This window comes from Streptomyces sp. NPDC057963 (assembly GCF_042887155.1).
Lineage (GTDB): Bacteria > Actinomycetota > Actinomycetes > Streptomycetales > Streptomycetaceae > Streptomyces.
Genome location: NZ_JBHVPX010000022.1, coordinates 24,824 through 41,588 on the forward strand (window position 1 = coordinate 24,824; position 16,765 = coordinate 41,588).

Here is a 16,765-nt window from a genome sequence, read left to right on the forward strand (position 1 = left end):
CGCCCCGGGGCCGATTCAGCGCGGCGGTTCCGTCAGGGCCTTGAAGGCCGGACGGAGCAGGGCGGCAATACGGTCGGCGGGGGCGTCGCGCAGGGCGTCGAGGCCCAGGAGCTGGTGGCCGATGGTGACGCCGACCATGGTGGTGACGACCAGCGCGGCGCGCAGTTCGGGGTCGTCGGCCTCCGGCAGCGCCGCACCGATGCTGTCGATCTGCCGGCCGAGTCTCGCGCGGGCCTGATCGGCCGCGGCCGGATCGGTGAGCATGGAGCGCATCATCGCCAGGGCGCCGTCGGGAAGGCCGCCGAGCTTGAGGCCGAGTGCGGTGAGCAACTGATCCACGAGGGTGTCGGCGTCGGCGCCGGCCAACAGGGCGGGGGACGCCTGCACGGACTGGGTGAACAACTCGCGTTTCGACCCGAAGTACTGCATGACCAGGGCCGGATCGACATCTGCCGCGGCTGCCACGGCGCGGATGGTGGTGCGGTCGAAGCCCCGCTCGGCGAACAGTTCCCGTGCGCTGTCGAGGATGCGTGCCTCGGTGGCGCGACGGCGGTCGGCGCGGGTGGCGCGAGGGGCGGTCACGGATTCACTCTACAGGCGTTGACCGAACCTGCGCGGACTCGTACGGTCATGGGGTCAACACGCGTTGAGTGAGTGAGGAGCGAGCAAGTGGAGTGGAGCGGAGCGAGTTCTGTGCCAGGTCCGAGGAAACCCCTGGCCCGTACCCCGCGCGAGGTGCTGGGCTGCTACCACCGGGCCATGCTCGACAAGTCCGCGGACGACCTCGCCGACCTGTACGCCGTGGACGCGCTGCACGAGTTCCCGTTCGTGTCCCCCGGCTTTCCCCCGCGTTTCGTGGGGCGCGAAGAGGTGCGCGCCGGCTATCGGGCGGCCTGGGGTGCGAGTCCCGTCCGGGTGGAAGCCGTCGAGGAGTGGGAGATCCACGAGACCGCCGATCCGGAAGTGATCATCGGCGAGCACGTCGTGGTCGGTGCGCTGCCGTCCGTGAGCGGCACCTTCACCGTGCCCGGCTTGCTGGTCGTGCATGTTCATGACGGACTGATCACCCGCGTCCGCGACTACATGGACGGCCTGGCCGTCGCAGGGCTGGGGGAGTCGATGGCGAAGGCCGCGGCGGAGCCGAGCGGCTGACGGGGGGTGCGCGTCAGGGGTCACCGGGGTGACGCTCCTGACGCCAGCTGTCATGATGTGCCGATGCACGCGTCTCAGGGGAGAAGCGCCGGCCTGGGACCTGCCCTGGTGTCGGCGTTCGCATTCGGTGGTTCAGGGGTCGCGGCCAAGCCGCTCATCGAGGCGGGACTCGATCCGCTCCATGTGGTGTGGCTACGGGTGGCGGGCGCTGCCCTCGTCATGCTGCCCGTCGCCTGGCGCCACCGGGATCTCGTGCGCAGCAGGCCGGTTCTGCTGCTGGGGTTCGGGCTGCTCGCCGTCGCGGGCGTGCAGGCCTTCTACTTCGCCGCCATCTCCCGCGTCCCCGTGGGCGTCGCACTTCTCGTCGAGTATCTGGCGCCCGCGCTCGTCCTCGGCTGGGTGCGTTTCGTCCAGCGCCGTCCGGTCACCCGGAGTGCCGCGATCGGTGTGGTGCTCGCCGTCGGGGGACTCGCCTGTGTGGTCGAGGTCTGGTCGGGGCTGAGCTTCGACGTGACAGGGCTGCTGCTCGCACTGGGTGCCGCCTGCTGCCAGGTCGGGTACTTCGTTCTGTCGGACCAGGGGAGCGCGGACCGGACGGAAGGCGTCGAGCCGCCGCACCCGATCGGTGTCATCTCGTACGGGCTGCTGATCGGTACGGTCGTCCTCACCGCGGTCGCACGGCCGTGGAACATGGACTGGCCGGTTCTGGGCGGCAGTGCGGGCATGGACGGCACGGACGTGCCGGCATGGCTTCTGCTCGTCTGGATCGTGCTGATGGCGACGGTGGTCGCCTACATCACCGGTGTGATCTCGGTACGGCTGCTCTCACCCGCGGTGGCGGGTGTCGTCGCGTGCCTGGAGGCGGTCATCGCGACCGTGCTCGCCTGGGTGATGCTCGGCGAGCACCTGTCGGCGCCGCAGCTCATCGGCGGTTCCATGGTGCTGATCGGTGCCTTCATCGCCCAGTCGGCGACGCCGAGGACGCCCTCCGGCCCCGTCGCGTCGCGACGGCGCGAGGGGTACGTGGCGGGACCTGACGAGGGGCATGGCTCCGCCGAGGGGGAGCTGTCGGCCGGACGCGCCGTGACGTGATCTGACGATCATGGATTCGGCCGTACCTATCGCCGTCTGCCGTCTGCCGTCTGCCGCCTGCCGCCTGCCGCCCGGCGCGGGCGGTCGTTTCTGACGAGGATCTCGACGAGGCGCGCCGCGCTGCGCACGTCCGCCGCCGGGCGGCCGTACCGGCCTGAGCGGCAGGGGCGGACGGGCCCGTGCCTCCGGCGCCGGACCCGTCCACCCCGGTGGCGGTTCAGAGCGCGGTGATGTAATCCGGCACCCCGATGGCGGGATCGAGGTCGTCCGCGGGGAGCGGAGCCGTATAGCCGTGGTCGAGCGGGACGACGCCGGCCCAGTGCGGCAGCGCGAGGTCGCGGGGTTCGTCGTTGGGGCCGCCGGTGCGGATCTTGGCGGAGACCTCCTGGAGGTCCAGGCGGATGACCGCGGTCGCGGCCAGTTCCTTCTCGTCGGCGGGCCGCGAGTCCGCGGACCGGCCCGGCACCACGTGGTCGACGATCGCGTCGAGGGCGGTCCGCCGCTCCTGCGGGTCGGTCACCGTGCGGGCGATGCCGTGGACCACCACGGAGCGGTAGTTGATCGAGTGGTGGAAGGCGGAGCGGGCCAGTACCAGCCCGTCGACATGCGTCACGGTCAGGCAGACGGGCAGGCCGGGGTCGGTCCGGCCGGTCTCCCGCAGCGGCCGGGAGCCGGTCGAGCCGTGTACGTAGAGGCGCTCGCCGACGCGGCCGAAGAGCGTCGGCAGGACGACCGGTGCGCCGTCGCGGACGAAGCCGAGATGGCAGACGTACGCCTCGTCGAGTATCGAGTGGACCAGCTCCCGGTCGTACGCCGCGCGTTCGCGGGAACGGGTCGGGACGGTGCGTCCGGTCGGCGGGTATCCGGCTCCGGTGTCCGGGCCCGTGGGCTGCGGCGTTGCGGTGTCCGACATTGCGTACTCCATTGCACTAGTGCATAATCCAGTTTGTGCTAGGAGAGTATCGGATCGTGGGGCGGCGCGCATCGGAAATTGCCGCCAGTGTGGAGCGCGGGGTCGGCTCGGGGGATCTCGCGCCGGGGCAAGTGCTGCCACCCATGCGGGAGTTGGCGGAACTGCTCGGGGTGAACCCCAATACGGTGGCGGCCGCCTACCGCACGCTGCGCGAGCGCGGAGTGATCGAGACGGCCGGCCGCCGGGGCAGCAGGGTGCGACCGCGCCCCGCGAGTACGGCGCGCGGTTCGCTCCGGGTCGAGGCGCCGCCCGGGGTGCGGGACCTGGGGGAGGGGAACCCCGATCCGGCGCTGCTGCCCGCGCTGGGGGAGGCGTTCGCGGCGGCCACGGGCGAGTACGCGCGGAAGCCCGGAATGTACGGACAGGCTCCGGTGGACCCGGAGTTCGCCGCACTCGCGCGCGCCGCCCTGGATGCCGACGGAGTGCCGGCCGGTCCTGTGGTCGCGACCTCCGGGTCCCTGGACGCGATCGAGCGCGTACTGGTCGCGCACCTCAGACCCGGTGACGCGGTGGCGGTCGAGGACCCGGGGTGGGGAAGCCTGCTGGACCTCGTGCCGGCACTGGGGCTGCGCCCCGTTCCCGTCGCGCTCGACGACGACGGACCGCTGCCCGGTGCCGTGGAACGCGCGCTGGACGCCGGTGCCCGCGCGCTCGTGGTCACCGGCCGCGCGCAGAATCCGACCGGAGCCGCGATCGGTGCCGAGCGGGCCCGTGAGCTGCGGCGCGTCCTGGCCGGACACCGGGGCGTCCTGCTCGTCGAGGACGACCACGGACACGCCATCGTCGACGTGCCGCTGCACCCGCTCGCGGGCGCCACGGACCGGTGGGCGTTCGTGCGGTCCGTGGCCAAGGCGTACGGGCCGGATCTGCGGGTCGCCGTGCTGACCGGCGACCCGGTCACGGTCGACCGGGTGTCGGGTCGGCAGCGGCTCGGCCCCGGCTGGGTCAGCAGGCTGCTGCAACAGGCCGTGGCCCACCTGTGGGCCTCGGGCGCGGTCGACCCCGGCGAGGTGGCGCGGGCGTACGGGAAGCGGCGGGACGCACTCGTGCGGGCGCTGGAGCGGCGGGGCGTGGAGGCGCACGGGCGCAGCGGCATGAACGTCTGGGTGCCGGTCAGCGACGAGACCGGGGCCGTGGCCCGGCTGCTGCACGCGGGCTGGGCGGTGGCGCCCGGCGCGCGGTTCCGGATGACCGCGCCCCAGGGCGTCCGGCTCACCGTCTCACCGCTCACCGAGGCCGACATCGAGCCCTTGGCCGACGCGTTGGCGGCGGCGGCCGGACCGGCGGAACCGATGAACTACGGCTGAGCCCCTGCCCCGGCGCGGCGCGCCCTGCTCTGGGTGAGGGCGGCGCCCGCCAGGACCACGAGGGCGCCGACCGGAGTGTTCCAGCTCAGCCGCTCGCCGAGCACGACGACTCCGGCAGCGGTGGCGATGACCGGGATGAAGTAGGTGACCATCTGCGCGGTCGTCGGTCCGACCTCCTCCACCAGGCCGTACTGGACCAGCACCGCGAGGCCCGTGCCGAGCGCTCCCAGGGCGGCCACGGCAAGGGTCGGGAGCAGTGGGAATCCGTCGGGTGCCGAGGTGAACAGCGGGGTCACCAGAGCGATCTGCGCCGTACCGAGGAAGAGCTGACTGCCGGTCAGGGAAAGGGTGGACGAACTGCTGCCTGCCAGCGTTCTGCGGACGTAGATCCAGCCGATCGGATAGCTCAGGGAGGCGAGCAGCGCCATGGCCGTACCGCTGAGGTCCAGTCCGGAGAAGCCCTGCCAGGCACCCAGCACGGTCAGTACACCCAGGAAACCGAGCCCGAGTCCGGCGACGCGGCGACGGGTCGGCCGGTCCTCGGAGAGCGCGACGAGCGACAGCAGCATGCCCCACAGGGGCGAGGTCGCATTGCAGATTCCGGCCAGCGTCGAGGGAATGGTCAGCTCGGCATAGGCGAAGAGCGAGAACGGCAGCGCGTTCAGGAAGAACGCGGCGACGGCCAGATGCCCCCACGTGCGGATGCCGCGCGGCAGCCGCTCCCGCCGTACCGCCATCGCGACGGCCAGCACCGCCGTGCCGGACAGGAGGCGGCCGAGGGTGACCTGGAACGGGGCGTATCCCTCGGTCCCGACCTTGATCAGGAGAAAGCTGAAGCCCCAGATGAGCGAGAGCGCTCCGAAGCGGATCCGCCAGTCCAGCCGCGGACGCGCGGCAGGCGCCGGGGCGGGGGCCGAAGTGGGCGCCGAAGCAGGCGTCGCAGCGGGGGAGGGGGCGGCCGTCCCGGCAGGCCGGGGCGGGGCGGGGAACTCGGCGGGAGGAGGGGGGCTCGGATTGGCGGGCGCGCTCATGCCGTCAACGATGGCGAAAACAACCACGTAGGACAAGTGAGATTTTATGCGGGAATCCGCGTAGCATTGCTTACATGTTGAATCTGGAGCGCCTGCGCACCCTGGATGCCCTCGCCCGGCACGGTTCGGTCAGCGGCGCCGCCGAGGGGCTGCATGTCACCACGTCCGCGGTCTCCCAGCAGATGTCGAAGCTGGAGCGGGAGGTGGGGCAGCAGCTCCTCACCAAGAACGGGCGCGGTGTCCGGCTCACCGACGCCGGTCAGCTGCTCGCCGACCACGCGGCCCGGATTCTCTCCCAGGTCGAGCTGGCCCAGTCCGACATCGAGGCGCAGCGCGGCGAGGTGGTGGGCGAGATCCGGCTCTCCGCCTTCCCGACCGCGGCGCGCGGGCTCTTCCCCGCAGTGCTCCGCACGCTCCATGCCGACCACCCCGAACTGCGCGTACGCACCCGGGAATTGGAGCCCGAGGACGGGATCCGTGCGGTCATCAGGGGGGACGTCGACCTGGCGGTGGTGCTCGACTGGAGCAACAAGCGGCTGCCGGTGCCCGGCGGACTGGCCAAGGCCGAACTCCTGGACGACGCACCGGACATCGCGATGCCGGCCGGTCACCGGCTCGCGGACCGGGCGGAGGTCGACCTGGAGGAGTTCGCCGACGACGACTGGGTGTCCTGGCCCGAGGGCGAGTTCTGCTACGACTGGCTGATGTTCACCCTGCGCTCGAAGGGCATCGAACCGCGCATCGCGCATCTGGCGGGCGAGCACCACACCCAGCTCGCCCTGATCGCGGCGGGGGTGGGAGTCTGCGTCGCCCCTCGGCTGGGCCGTGGTCCGGTGCCCGACGGGGTGCGGCTCGTGCCCGTGCGGCAGCAGATGCGACGGCACGTCCACGCCGTGTGGCGTACCGACGCGGACCGGCGCCCGTCGATCAGGGCGGCGGTGGCGGCGCTACGGATGGCCGGCCGGGAGATGCACACGCCAACTCGTCATTGACAAGCATCTGGAGATCCAAGCGCGACGGTGCCGACTGCCTGCTCCTGATGGGATCTTGAGGAGCCGGCAATCCGGATGCTTGACTTCCCCGGTGACTGGTATCGAAGGAATGGACGCGTTCGAAGACCTCGGCCCGGTGATCAGTCGGCACGCGGTGGACCATCGGAAGCGGTGGGTGAACGCGGGCTGTGCGCTGCTCATAGCCATCCCGCCGGGCTGGGTGGGTGCGTGGGGCGTGTCCGCGACCGGCGACGGGTCGGCGGGCAGCAACAAGGCGATCGGCCTGTTGCTCGGCCTCGCGCTGGGCGCGGTAGCAATTGCGGTGTCCCAGATCGCGCGGGCCGTGCGTGGCGAGCCCGGGGAGTATTTCGAGGTACGCCAGGGAGGTCTGGTCCACGGATCCCGGCGCGGGACCGCGGGCTGGTCCTGGAACCGCGTCACCTCGCTCCACGTCGACGGCGATGCGGTGAACGCCCTCGCGACCCGGCTCGGCAACGGGTACCGCATCGAGATCGGCCTCGACGACGGCACTCGGCTCCGGACGGACGGACTCGCCGGACGTGCCGCGGGCCTGGGGCGCGCCCTGCTGACACGGTGCCCGCACGTCGCTCTGAAACCGCGGGTCCCCTGGTACGGCAGGGCGGGCGGCTGGCCGCTGGCCGGGGCCGCGGTGTGCGCGGCGGCGGTCGCCGCGATGATCCTCTACGTCGCGGACCACCCGGACAAGGAACGCCGGATCCCCGGTGGCGGCGGAATGGCCATCGTCGAGACCGAATCGGGCATCAGCGAGGCCGGCTACGCCTTCCTGGCCATCGGCATGCTGGTGTGCGCCATCGCCGCGGTCACCCTCGTCATCGCTTACGTACGCGGCAGGGCTTATCGCTGAACCGCTGGTGTACGGCATCGCGTCCTCGCGGTCACGGAGGAGGCGCCGGCTGTCACGATCAGTCGGGGCGGGTCCTTCTCCCGGGCCGTTGGGTGCTCAGGTCGAGGACGGGCCCGCGAGCTTGTGGAAGTCCCAGGAGGTGATGGTCTCCGGGGTGAGCCGCAGCCAGGCGTGCCGCCCGTCGTGCGGCATGGTGTCCATCGCGAAGTACTTCGCCGCGAACAGCCTCTCCGGCGCTTCGAGTTCGGGGCAGGACTCGCCCGTACGGGGCGCTTCGCCGACCGGGACGGCCTCGCCGGACAGTTCGATGCCGCGCAGATCCGCGTACTCCACCCCGTCGTCCACGACCACCGCGATCCTCGGATCGCCGCGCAGCTGGGACCAGCGCAGGCTGCGGGTGATCGAGTACAGCCAGAGCGAGGTGCCGTCCCAGGCGAACCAGAGGGCGCCGAGGTGCGGGCGGCCGTCCGCGGACACGGTGGCGACCCGGCAGGTGCGCTGCTCGGCGAGATAACTGTCGCGTTCCTCGTCCGTCATCATGATCCGACGGCCCCGTCGCTGAATGGCGGCCATGGGCGCCCCCTCCCGATAGCTGACTATGTGTCAGAAATCATGAGGCCTCTTCCCTCATCACGCAATGGCGGTTAACCTCGCGCGCCCGATCCGCCGCCGAAAGGGGCAGCCGTGCCGCCGAAGGAACAGCTCGCCGAGCAGCTCGATCCCGCCACCACCGTGCTTCTGACGGTCGAATGCCAGCAGGGCGTCGTGGGCCCCGGCAGCGCACTGCCCGAACTGGCCGAGGAAGCCAGGTCCTCCGGTGCCCTCCACCGCGTCGCCCGGCTGGTGGCGGCCGCCCACGAGGCCGGGGTCCAGGTACTGCACGCGGTGGCCGAACGTCGCCCCGACGGGCGGGGCGCCAACCACAACGCCCGCCTCTTCCGGGCCGCCGGACGGCTGCCCGTACAACAGCACTCGGGCACCACGGCGGTACGGATCGCCGCGCCCATCGAGGTGGCGGACGAGGACCTCGTCGTGCGCCGGCTGCACGGCCTCTCGCCCATCGCCGGTACGGATGTGGACGCGTTGCTCCGCAACCTCGGCTGCCGGACGCTCGTCGTCACCGGGGTCTCGGCCAATGTCGCCGTTCCCAACGCCGTGTTCGACGCGGTGAATCTCGGTTACACGGCGGTGGTGCCGTCCGATGCCATCGCGGGGGTGCCGGCCGACTACACCCCCGCGATGATCCGCAACACACTCGCCCTGGTCGCCACCCTCACGACCACCGATGATGTGCTCGGCTGCTGGCGCGGCCGAGGGCGGACGAAGACCCGTCCGGCGGAGCGCGGCCGGCCGGGCCCGACCTCACGGGGCAAGAGCCCTTAGGCCGGGAGAGTGATCGAACCGCCCTCGACCGTGATGGCCCTGGTGGGCAGCGGCTTGGGCGCCGGACCCGCTGTCACGCTGCCGGTCACCATGTCGAACTTGCTGCCGTGGCACGGGCAGTTGATGGTGCCGTCCGACACGCTCGACACAGCGCATCCCTGATGGGTGCACTTCGACGAGAACGCCTTGAAGGAACCGGCCTGGGGCTGTGTCACCACGACGTCGCGGTCGGCGAAGATCTTTCCGCCACCCTCCGGAATGTCGGTGGTCTTCGCCAGCACGTCGCCGCCGCGGCTCCTTCCGGAAGCGGCCGGTTCGACCGCGTCCGAGCCGCCGGAGCCGCCCGAGCGGCCCGAGCCGCCGGAGCCGCCGGAGCCGCCCGACTCTTTCTTACTGCCGCACGCGGTGAGTACGGCCGTCACCGAGACGGCCCCGACCGCTGTGACAACGGCCCGACGCCCGGGGCGTACCTCGTGGTCCTGCGATGTGTTCATTCCGGCATTCCCTTCCGCGACGCTCGCGACTTGGATGTTCGCGAGCTCTCTGTTCACGACCTCGGTGGTCACCACGTCCGTGCCCGACCGCGGGTACGCGCAGCGGGACCCCCGTGTTCAACACCTCAAAGACTTCTTGAGAAAGTCTCGCTCCAGCAGCAGCAGATTGCTCGCCGTCTCCTCCTGGGTGACCAGATGGCCGGACCCGGACAACGGCAGCACCGTGTGCGGCCGGCCCGCGGCCAGCAGCGCGGCGGAGAACCGCATCGTGTGGGCGACGGCCACATTGTCATCGGCAATTCCGTGCACCAGCATGAGCGGGCGCGTCAGCCCGGAGGCCTCCGGGAGCAGCGAACTGCGCTCGTAATTCTCCGGAAGTACATCCGGGTGGCCGAGGAACCGTTCCTCCCAATGGGTGTCGTAGAGCCGCCGGTCGGCCGGCGCGGCACCGGCGACCGCCGCGTGGAAGACCTCCGGACGGCGCAGCACGGCGGCAGCCGCGAGGTAGCCGCTGAACGACCAGCCGCGCATGGCGACCCGTGTCAGATCCAGCGCCGAATACCGTGCGGCAGCGGCGTGCAGCGCGTCGACCTGGTCCTCCAGCACGGCCGTCAGCCGGTCGCCGTGCACCGATTTCTCCCATGCCTCCCCACGCCCCGGAGTGCCGCGGCCATCCGTGACCAGCACCGCGAAGCCCTGCTCGGCGAACCACTGGGCGACCGCGACCCACCAGGTACGCACGTTCAGGACGACCTGCATGCCATGACCCGCGTACGGGCTGAGCAGCACCGGCAGCGGGGCGTCGCCCGCCCGGTGCCACGACGGCAGATACAGCCTGCTGCGCAGCTCACGCTTCCCGAGGCTCAGCATCGCGGCCCGTGGGGTGACCAGCGGCGTCTCGGCGAGAACCGCGATCCGCCCCACCGGAACCCCGTCGCGCAGCACGGACACCGTCTGACCGTCCGGGGTCCTGCTGTCCAGCACCAGGGTGGGGCCGCCGACCGACGCCGTGTGCACACCGGGTGCCGCACTGACCCGGACGAGACCGTGGAGACCGTCTTCGGGCGGCCGGTTCGCGCAGGACCAGACGTGGACCTCGGTCGGTTCCTCGCTCGCGGTGAAGAACACCCTGTCCCCGACGGCGCCGAGCACCTCACGGACCTCAAGTCCCGGAGGCGTCTTTCCGCCACCGACCGCCAGCCCCTGCGTGTCGCCCCCCGGCCGCGCGGGAACGACGAGCGCTCCGGAAGGGAGCCGCAGCGGTGTACCCGGCCTCAGCGCCACCCACGCACGGTCATGGGCCCGGCTCAGGGTCCGCGTCTCTCCCGTGGCGGGATCCACTGCCAGGACATGCACCGAACGCTGATCGCGCGTCTGCACGGAGACCAGCGGGCCGTGCCGGTCCCACGCCGCCGTCACCACGTACTCGAACGACCGGTCCGTCCACACACCCTCGGGGTGGTCCTCCCCGGCGGCCGCGGGCAGTCGGACCGTGAGCCGCTCCCCGGACACCCGCACGAGGTGCAACGACACTTCCGCGTTCGCGGTCCCCGCCGCCGGATACGCGAGCTCGCGCGGAGGCCGCTCCGGGTGGGCCGGATCGCTGATGTAGCGGCGCCGCACCATCGAGGTGTCCACCCGTGCCACCAGAAGCGCATCGCTCCGCGGCGACCACCAGTGGCCGCGCGGGCGTCCGATCGACTCGGCCGATACATGGTCGGACAGTCCGTACGTCACCCGCGCGCTGTCCGGGGCGGCGAGCGCACGGTCGTCGGCCCCTTCCACCGACACGATCCGCAGCGCACCTCCGGAGACGTACGCGATCAGGGTGCCGTCCGGCGACGGCCGGGGATCGACCACCGGACCGGCTGTGGCGATCCGGCGCGGAGCGCCTCCGTCCGTCCGCACCACCCAGAGTTCGCCGCCGAGCGCGAAGGCCGCGATCCGCACCTGGGTGTCGGTGGCGTAGGACACCACGCCCGACGAGGTCTCCCTGGCCCGTTCGCGGCGGGCCAGCTCCTCCGGCGGCACCGCGCGGGAGGACGCGTCGCCGTGGTCCGGCCCGAGCGGATCGGCGAGCATCCGCTCGTGGCCGTCCTCGTACAGCCAGAGCCGGCTCACCTGATCCGTACCGGACGTGGACCGCACGAAGAGCACCCGCGCGCCGTCCGGCGAGACGCTGAACTGCCGGGGCACACCCAGAGAGAAGCGGCGGGTCCGGGCGAACTGCCGGGGGAAGCAACGGGTTTCGTCCGGAAGGTCGTCAATCGAGGAGTCGAACGGTGTCGTCATGGAGACACCATGACAGGCGGGCCCCGGACAACGCGGCCCCGGTTCCGGCTGCGGTCCGGACCTGGGGGAGACCGCGCGTCGGGTGCGATCGGCCGCGCGTGATTGTCAGAGGGGCCTGCGAGGCTGAGCGACATGACACTGAGCAACTTCAACGAGTTCGAGCAGGCCATCCGCGGCGGTTGGGGCGCGGACACCACAACGCCGGACCACCGCCCGGACTGGAGCCCGGACAACCCGGCGCGCGACCAGTGCGGTGTCACCGCCCTGGTGGTGCACGACCTGTTGGGCGGTGAGCTGATCCGCGGCGAGGTCCATGTCGACGGTGAACAAGTGGACTACCACTGGTGGAACCGCTTGGGCATGGGGATCGAAGTCGATCTCACACGCGAGCAGTTCGGCCCCCACGAGACGGTGGTCGGCGGCGAGGTGATCGAACGGCCCGCGGAGATCGTGCGGCTCCGCGCGGAGTACGAGCTCCTCCGCAGCCGAGTGCTGGCGGCGCTGCGTCCGTAGGCGCCACGCCGCCCGGTCGCCCCGGGCGGCGTACGGCGGTCAGCGGGCCGCCGCGTCCCCTGTGCGGAAGACCGGCTCGCCGCTGCGCAAGCGGGCGAAGAGGAGCATCCGGTCCAGCGGTTCCTCCTCCTCGTCCCCCTCGTTGCCGAACACCTCGGGCACCAACCATGCGCGCAGCCGCTTCAGATCGATCACCGTCGTCGCGGAGTCCGCGAGCCCGCGGATCCGGCGGTCGTCGCCCAGATCGGAGATGCGTCCCCCGGACACGGCCAGGGCGGTGTCCGGCAGCAGCTCGCCGGAGCGCCGGACAGCCTGGGAGCTGTACCTCTCCCGCTGGGGTGCGGTGGGCCTCGACCTCGACCTGCTGGCGGGACCGGCCGAAGCACTCTCGATGGTCCAGCGCCTGGGGGTGGACGACTGGTGGCTGGACGACGCGTACTGCCAGGGAGAGCACCTTGATGCGGTACCGGACCGCGACCCTGGAACTGCTGCGGGAAGCCTGGCCGGGGTGGGACGTGCGGTGGGCCTACGACGGCCCCGCCGAGCTGCGGACCTACCTGGGACTGGACCCGGCGCACGTACGTGACCGCGGGCGCGGCACTTCCTGCGGACCGTTGCTGGAACCGGAGGACGAGGAGCTGGCCGACCCCGAGCCGATGGCTGCAGTGGTGACCGTCGGCCCGGACCGCTGCTATGCAGTGGCGAATGTCGCCGACCACCCGATCCGGGAGGGGGCCGCACTGCTCCACCGGCTGTCGGGCGGCCCCGAACACGGAATGTGCCGGGTACCCGCCGATGCCGGCATCCACATCGATCCGCTGCAGCGCCGGGTCGGCTGGTGGGTGCTCGGGGCGTCGGCCGAAGCATACGAGATGCCAGAGCGATGGCCCGACTGGACTGTGGAGTTCTGGCAGGACTCCTGGCAGGAGCACGTCCGGCTGGCCCCGGGCCAGTTCCAGCCTCCACCGGTCGACCATGAGCGCGCCCTGGCAGAAATTCGGACGGCTGCCAGACAACGCCGGGAGGCCAGTCAAAATCAAGTGACAGAAGCCTGAGACCAGTCAAGATCACTTGGCAAACGGTCGAGGTCTATTGCCATGGGGCGCCAATCCATAAGATTTGACAATTGCTCGGGTGCGACCACCACACAGAACCGGTGGACCGCTCGCAGGGCCGTATCCGCGCGGACGTAGACCGCAAGAGGATCGCCGCGATGGGTTTCACCGGACTTGATGCCTACTCGGGAACGCCCTGGAAGCCAGTCAGTACGGTTTCGAGGATTTCCTGCGCCCTGGTGTACGCCGGGCCGCTCGGCTGCTTGCCGGGCGCCGGGGTCGGGTCCAGTGGCCTGTTCTCGGCGACTTTGAGCACCTCGACGAGGAAGCGGCCGTTTGTGCCGTAGACCAACGCCTGGCCGTACTCCACGGACGTGTCGGTCGGTGTGAGCGGCGGGCTCGACGCAGTGGGCAGCTTGCCGACGAGGGCGAGCTTCCCGTCCGGCCCGATAGTCCAGTCGGGCCCGGGTGATGGTGGCGCTGCCTGGTACCGGGCGTCACTGAGGACGGCCACCCCCGGGCCGTGCTTACCCGCGGTGATCTGTGCGGCGGTGGTAACCGGCGCCTTGGAACGGGAGATGGTGGATGCCGGGGCGTTGGCGGTGCGAGGGCCGCAGCCGCGGGCCGCGGTGAGCACCTGGGCGAGCAGTTTGGATGTGTCGGTTCGCCGGGGCAGAAGGTAAATGCTGACGCTGAATCCGGGGTTGAAGCGCTCCGACCGCAGTTCGTACAGGGCCGGAATGGGGACCGCCTTGCGTGTGTTCGCCCCCTCGTCAGTGATGCGCGCATCGCTGGCCAGCTCCACCAGTCGGCAGGGTGAGATCCCCAGGGGGCGGTCCGGTTTGGGGCGGTGGACGACACCCTCGCTCAGCTCGGAGACCCCCCGGTTCAGCCGGGAGTCCATGATCTGCTGCATGGAGGAGGGTTCGAATTCGTCACCGGAGGCACTCGGGGCAGCAGGTCTCGCCGCCCCACCCGACGAGGTGCACCCGCTCACCAGCAGGCCACCCAGGACCGCCACCGTCGACAAGTGCCGTCCGATCCGCATGGTGCGACGGTACGGCAGCATCCCTGTCGGCGCCACGAAATCCGTCTATCAGAGCGTGAGTTGGGCGTAGGTGGTTCCGCACGCGTGGCATCGGATCCGAGCAGTTGACACGACGGCACACTCCGAAGGAAGGGCCACCTCAAGATCGTCCGCTTCACGGAAAGTGCCGAAGAGCCAGTGCTGCGATGCCGTTGACACGGTTGCGGAACGACCGCTGGATCGTCCTCGTCGGTGACGATCCGCACCCACGCTGCCTCTCGCGACAGCGGCCCACCCACCTTGACCTGCGGCGGACCACCTTCATTGGCACGAACTACGTACGGCCCGACTTCGACGGCGATCAGTCCAGGTTCGGCGGCACAGGTCACCCCTGACCACCCGGGACCCCACAGAACACGTGCCGGGTCCGCGGCTCGCGAACATGCGGCGGGGAACCCGGCCCTCGTGTGTGACGGCAACGGCGTACGGACCAGGCGCCGCACGCCCATGGTGCAGCGCCTCATGGGGAACCCCTACTGCCGCGAACCGCACCCCGGACAGAACGCGGCGCCCTGCGGCACGGTTGCGCTGCAGGAACCGCACTGCGGGTTCTGGGCGAGGCGGTGGCCGCACCCCGGGCAGAACGCGCCGCCGCGGGTCTCCGTACGGCACTGCGGGCAGACCAACTGCCGGGGTGCGCCCACGTCGTAGCCCTGCCCGGCGATCTGCCCGGCGGCGTAGGACCGATCCGCCACGAAGTCGTTCATCCCGCGCCGACGGGCGGCCTCCGCCTCGGCGGCGGTGTCGGGGGCGCACTGCAGGCAGAGGCCCTGCTCGACGTTCCAGCACTGTCCGCAGACGTGCGAGGTGCAGCGGGGGCACCGGTTGAAGTGCCCCTGCGCGTTGTCGATCGCGCGCTGGAACGCGGTGTCCCTCGCGCCGCCCCAGGTGGCACCGGCCAACCCGTCGGCGGCATTGCGGATGGTGCCGGCGTTGCCACCCAGCAGACTCCAGGCGGCATTGGCTCCCTTGCCGATCCAACTGGCCGCCTGGCCCGATCTGAATGGCTCGAACGGCGAACGCCAGGTGTCCGAACAGCGCGAGCACCGGAACTCGAACTGAAAACCCGCACCGGTGCCGTGCTGCTGTGACAGGTCGTTGTAGTTGTTGCTGAAGTAGATTTCGTCGGCCACGTCTGAACCTCACGTATTCGATCAGATTCTTCCAATCGTATGATTGCAACGTTCGGTCGCCCCGGCAGGAGCGGCAGGGTCACCGTTTGGTAATTCCTCCGCAGGTCAGACCCGAGCCTCCCCATCCGTTGCGGTACGTGGACGGTGGGGTGCGCCACCCCCTCGCCCGTCACTGTGCGCCCATCCGGCCGGGAGGGCGGAGTCCATTCGAGGTCGTGGGGGCGTCGGCCGCCGTCTCGGCGCCGAGCTGTTCCAGGCGTCATCTCCCCGGCCCTGCACGGCTGTTACAAGACAGCGACAAACTCCGATGAACGCCTGCCTCCGCCGTGCCGTCGTTTCTAGTGACTACGCCAATCGACACGTAGGTGCCCTTTGGCGCGAAAGGCTGTTCTCACCATGGAAAGGGACAGATCTGTGATGATCTCGAAGCGGCGCTCCCTGCGCCTGGCCGTCGTCGGTGTTCTCGGTGCGGCTTCCCTCGCCCTCGCGGGCAGCGCGATGGCAGCAACCCCGGCCGCGCACACCGCAACCCCGGTCGTCGCGCAGAAGGCCGTGCCAGCCAAGGCCGGCATCACGGCCAAGCCGTCGGTGTCCTCCGTCCGCGCCTGGCAGCTGTTCCGGGTCACGGGCAAGACCACCGGACTCAAGGCGGGCAGCAAGGTGACCCTTCAGCAGAAGCAGCACGGCAAGTGGGTCAGCCTGCCCGCGTCCGTGAGCATCGCGCGGGACGGCTCCTACTCGCTCGGCGTCAAGCTCGGGCTCAAGGGCAAGAACGACCTGCGCATGGTCAGCGGCACCACGGCCTCGCCGGTCTTCAACGTGACGGTCCGCTGAGGCGCGCTGTCACCGCGGCGAAGGCGGACTGTCGGCACCGGGGTGGTCTCACCTGCCCCGGTGCCCCACCGGACGGAACCGTCGGTGACATCACCCCTCCGGCCCATGGGAATCAACCGTTGTCGGCGGGGATTTGTCTTCGCCGCGTCCGGCCCGTACGCGCAGGGGATGACCGTGCGACCGCCAGGGCAACTTGACCGGCGCCGCGTCCGGCCCGCGCGCACGGTGCCGCACGCCTCGCGGTTGCTGTCGCGGGGACTTCGCGGGTGAGAGCCGTGCGGAAGTTCTCCAGGAAGCGCGGGGAACGTGACAAGGCCCTTCCCCCGCCGGGGAAGGGCCTTGTGAGTGAGCGCTGGGCAGGCCTTGCACCTGCATTTCCCCGCAGGAAGCGGGGCGTCTTTCCTTGGACCACCAACGCAGCGCCAGTCGCCGCGGGTTGCGGCGAACTTGCAAGATCAACTATAGCGCATACGGCCGTCGGCCGGCGCCGGCCCTCACGGAGGCGAACGGGCGCAACGCCGCCTCGGCGCCATGGAGCTCC

General features: G+C 70.9%; 18 protein-coding genes. 9 read left to right on the plus strand and 9 right to left on the minus strand.

Annotation, left to right across the window (positions count from 1 at the left end):
* Nucleotides 1–15 precede the first annotated feature (15 nt).
* Nucleotides 16–582, minus strand: coding sequence for a TetR family transcriptional regulator (locus tag ACFVT1_RS33480; protein ID WP_389802403.1), 567 nt, complete (start codon nt 580–582; stop codon nt 16–18).
* A gap of 111 nt (nt 583–693) precedes the next feature.
* Here ACFVT1_RS33480 and ACFVT1_RS33485 point away from each other — a divergent pair, with 111 nt between their 5' ends.
* Together ACFVT1_RS33485 and ACFVT1_RS33490 are read left to right on the plus strand one after the other, a co-directional pair.
* Entirely contained in the window at nt 694–1,152 is a 459-nt protein-coding gene (locus ACFVT1_RS33485) for a nuclear transport factor 2 family protein (RefSeq protein WP_389802406.1), read from the plus strand.
* Nucleotides 1,153–1,215: 63 nt separating this feature from the next.
* The gene (locus ACFVT1_RS33490) at nt 1,216–2,244 is read left to right on the plus strand and encodes a DMT family transporter (RefSeq protein WP_389802408.1); all 1,029 of its coding nucleotides are present in this window, start codon (nt 1,216–1,218) and stop codon (nt 2,242–2,244) included.
* 217 nt (nt 2,245–2,461) lie between these two features.
* On the opposite strand, the gene ACFVT1_RS33495 is transcribed toward ACFVT1_RS33490, so the two are convergent.
* Nucleotides 2,462–3,157: a pyridoxamine 5'-phosphate oxidase family protein gene (locus ACFVT1_RS33495; RefSeq protein WP_389802411.1), complete on the minus strand. Its 696-nt coding sequence runs from the start codon at nt 3,155–3,157 to the stop codon at nt 2,462–2,464.
* A gap of 35 nt (nt 3,158–3,192) precedes the next feature.
* On the opposite strand from ACFVT1_RS33495, the gene ACFVT1_RS33500 reads away from it, so the two are divergent.
* Nucleotides 3,193–4,524, plus strand: coding sequence for an aminotransferase class I/II-fold pyridoxal phosphate-dependent enzyme (locus ACFVT1_RS33500; RefSeq protein ID WP_389802414.1), 1,332 nt, complete (start codon nt 3,193–3,195; stop codon nt 4,522–4,524).
* On the opposite strand, the gene ACFVT1_RS33505 is transcribed toward ACFVT1_RS33500, so the two are convergent.
* Entirely contained in the window at nt 4,515–5,555 is a 1,041-nt protein-coding gene (locus ACFVT1_RS33505) for a DMT family transporter (protein WP_389802417.1), read from the minus strand. The two genes, ACFVT1_RS33500 and ACFVT1_RS33505, sit on opposite strands and share 10 nt — an antisense overlap.
* A gap of 74 nt (nt 5,556–5,629) precedes the next feature.
* On the opposite strand from ACFVT1_RS33505, the gene ACFVT1_RS33510 reads away from it, so the two are divergent.
* Entirely contained in the window at nt 5,630–6,547 is a 918-nt protein-coding gene (locus ACFVT1_RS33510; RefSeq protein ID WP_389802420.1) for a LysR family transcriptional regulator, read from the plus strand.
* 91 nt (nt 6,548–6,638) lie between these two features.
* A complete protein-coding gene (locus ACFVT1_RS33515; RefSeq protein ID WP_389802423.1) occupies nt 6,639–7,433 on the plus strand; it encodes a hypothetical protein in 795 nt (264 codons plus the stop codon).
* 96 nt (nt 7,434–7,529) lie between these two features.
* Here the strand turns inward: ACFVT1_RS33515 and ACFVT1_RS33520 are convergent, their stop codons facing one another.
* Nucleotides 7,530–8,006 (minus strand): pyridoxamine 5'-phosphate oxidase family protein, encoded by a 477-nt coding sequence (locus ACFVT1_RS33520; RefSeq protein WP_389802426.1) that lies wholly within the window; start codon nt 8,004–8,006, stop codon nt 7,530–7,532.
* A gap of 111 nt (nt 8,007–8,117) precedes the next feature.
* Here ACFVT1_RS33520 and ACFVT1_RS33525 point away from each other — a divergent pair, with 111 nt between their 5' ends.
* Nucleotides 8,118–8,816, plus strand: a complete 699-nt coding sequence (locus ACFVT1_RS33525; protein ID WP_389802429.1) for a cysteine hydrolase — start codon at nt 8,118–8,120, stop codon at nt 8,814–8,816.
* Here ACFVT1_RS33525 and ACFVT1_RS33530 read toward each other — a convergent pair.
* The gene (locus ACFVT1_RS33530) at nt 8,813–9,310 is read right to left on the minus strand and encodes a Rieske (2Fe-2S) protein (RefSeq protein ID WP_389802432.1); all 498 of its coding nucleotides are present in this window, start codon (nt 9,308–9,310) and stop codon (nt 8,813–8,815) included. The genes ACFVT1_RS33525 and ACFVT1_RS33530 overlap by 4 nt on opposite strands.
* Before the next feature lie 117 nt (nt 9,311–9,427).
* The gene (locus ACFVT1_RS33535) at nt 9,428–11,602 is read right to left on the minus strand and encodes a prolyl oligopeptidase family serine peptidase (RefSeq protein ID WP_389802435.1); all 2,175 of its coding nucleotides are present in this window, start codon (nt 11,600–11,602) and stop codon (nt 9,428–9,430) included.
* Nucleotides 11,603–11,734: 132 nt separating this feature from the next.
* Here ACFVT1_RS33535 and ACFVT1_RS33540 point away from each other — a divergent pair, with 132 nt between their 5' ends.
* A complete protein-coding gene (locus ACFVT1_RS33540) occupies nt 11,735–12,115 on the plus strand; it encodes a hypothetical protein (RefSeq protein ID WP_389802438.1) in 381 nt (126 codons plus the stop codon).
* Between the two features lie 39 nt (nt 12,116–12,154).
* Here the strand turns inward: ACFVT1_RS33540 and ACFVT1_RS33545 are convergent, their stop codons facing one another.
* Entirely contained in the window at nt 12,155–12,382 is a 228-nt protein-coding gene (locus ACFVT1_RS33545) for a hypothetical protein (protein WP_389802441.1), read from the minus strand.
* A 191-nt stretch (nt 12,383–12,573) separates the two neighbouring features.
* Here ACFVT1_RS33545 and ACFVT1_RS33550 point away from each other — a divergent pair, with 191 nt between their 5' ends.
* Nucleotides 12,574–13,170 (plus strand): hypothetical protein, encoded by a 597-nt coding sequence (locus ACFVT1_RS33550; RefSeq protein ID WP_389802444.1) that lies wholly within the window; start codon nt 12,574–12,576, stop codon nt 13,168–13,170.
* A gap of 181 nt (nt 13,171–13,351) precedes the next feature.
* Here ACFVT1_RS33550 and ACFVT1_RS33555 read toward each other — a convergent pair whose 3' ends face one another.
* Both ACFVT1_RS33555 and ACFVT1_RS33560 read right to left on the minus strand, forming a co-directional pair.
* Complete coding sequence (locus tag ACFVT1_RS33555; RefSeq protein ID WP_389802446.1) at nt 13,352–14,218, minus strand: hypothetical protein; 867 nt, start codon at nt 14,216–14,218, stop codon at nt 13,352–13,354.
* 512 nt (nt 14,219–14,730) lie between these two features.
* Nucleotides 14,731–15,390 carry a zinc ribbon domain-containing protein gene (locus ACFVT1_RS33560; protein ID WP_389802449.1) on the minus strand — a complete coding sequence of 220 codons (660 nt, stop codon included), beginning with the start codon at nt 15,388–15,390 and terminating at the stop codon, nt 14,731–14,733.
* Nucleotides 15,391–15,807: 417 nt separating this feature from the next.
* On the opposite strand from ACFVT1_RS33560, the gene ACFVT1_RS33565 reads away from it, so the two are divergent.
* Nucleotides 15,808–16,224 carry a hypothetical protein gene (locus tag ACFVT1_RS33565; RefSeq protein WP_389802451.1) on the plus strand — a complete coding sequence of 139 codons (417 nt, stop codon included), beginning with the start codon at nt 15,808–15,810 and terminating at the stop codon, nt 16,222–16,224.
* Nucleotides 16,225–16,765: the final 541 nt, after the last annotated feature.

What these genes read in the sequence shown, in the direction of transcription:
- ACFVT1_RS33490 (WP_389802408.1), top strand. Translation starts at nt 1,216, where the DNA reads ATGCACGCGTCTCAGGGGAGAAGCGCCGGCCTGGGACCTGCCCTGGTG.
- ACFVT1_RS33495 (WP_389802411.1), bottom strand. Translation starts at nt 3,157, where the DNA reads ATGTCGGACACCGCAACGCCGCAGCCCACGGGCCCGGACACCGGAGCC.
- ACFVT1_RS33505 (WP_389802417.1), bottom strand. Translation starts at nt 5,555, where the DNA reads ATGAGCGCGCCCGCCAATCCGAGCCCCCCTCCTCCCGCCGAGTTCCCC.
- ACFVT1_RS33510 (WP_389802420.1), top strand. Translation starts at nt 5,630, where the DNA reads ATGTTGAATCTGGAGCGCCTGCGCACCCTGGATGCCCTCGCCCGGCAC.
- ACFVT1_RS33520 (WP_389802426.1), bottom strand. Translation starts at nt 8,006, where the DNA reads ATGGCCGCCATTCAGCGACGGGGCCGTCGGATCATGATGACGGACGAG.
- ACFVT1_RS33530 (WP_389802432.1), bottom strand. Translation starts at nt 9,310, where the DNA reads ATGAACACATCGCAGGACCACGAGGTACGCCCCGGGCGTCGGGCCGTT.
- ACFVT1_RS33535 (WP_389802435.1), bottom strand. Translation starts at nt 11,602, where the DNA reads ATGACGACACCGTTCGACTCCTCGATTGACGACCTTCCGGACGAAACC.
- ACFVT1_RS33540 (WP_389802438.1), top strand. Translation starts at nt 11,735, where the DNA reads ATGACACTGAGCAACTTCAACGAGTTCGAGCAGGCCATCCGCGGCGGT.
- ACFVT1_RS33550 (WP_389802444.1), top strand. Translation starts at nt 12,574, where the DNA reads ATGCGGTACCGGACCGCGACCCTGGAACTGCTGCGGGAAGCCTGGCCG.
- ACFVT1_RS33555 (WP_389802446.1), bottom strand. Translation starts at nt 14,218, where the DNA reads ATGCGGATCGGACGGCACTTGTCGACGGTGGCGGTCCTGGGTGGCCTG.
- ACFVT1_RS33565 (WP_389802451.1), top strand. Translation starts at nt 15,808, where the DNA reads ATGATCTCGAAGCGGCGCTCCCTGCGCCTGGCCGTCGTCGGTGTTCTC.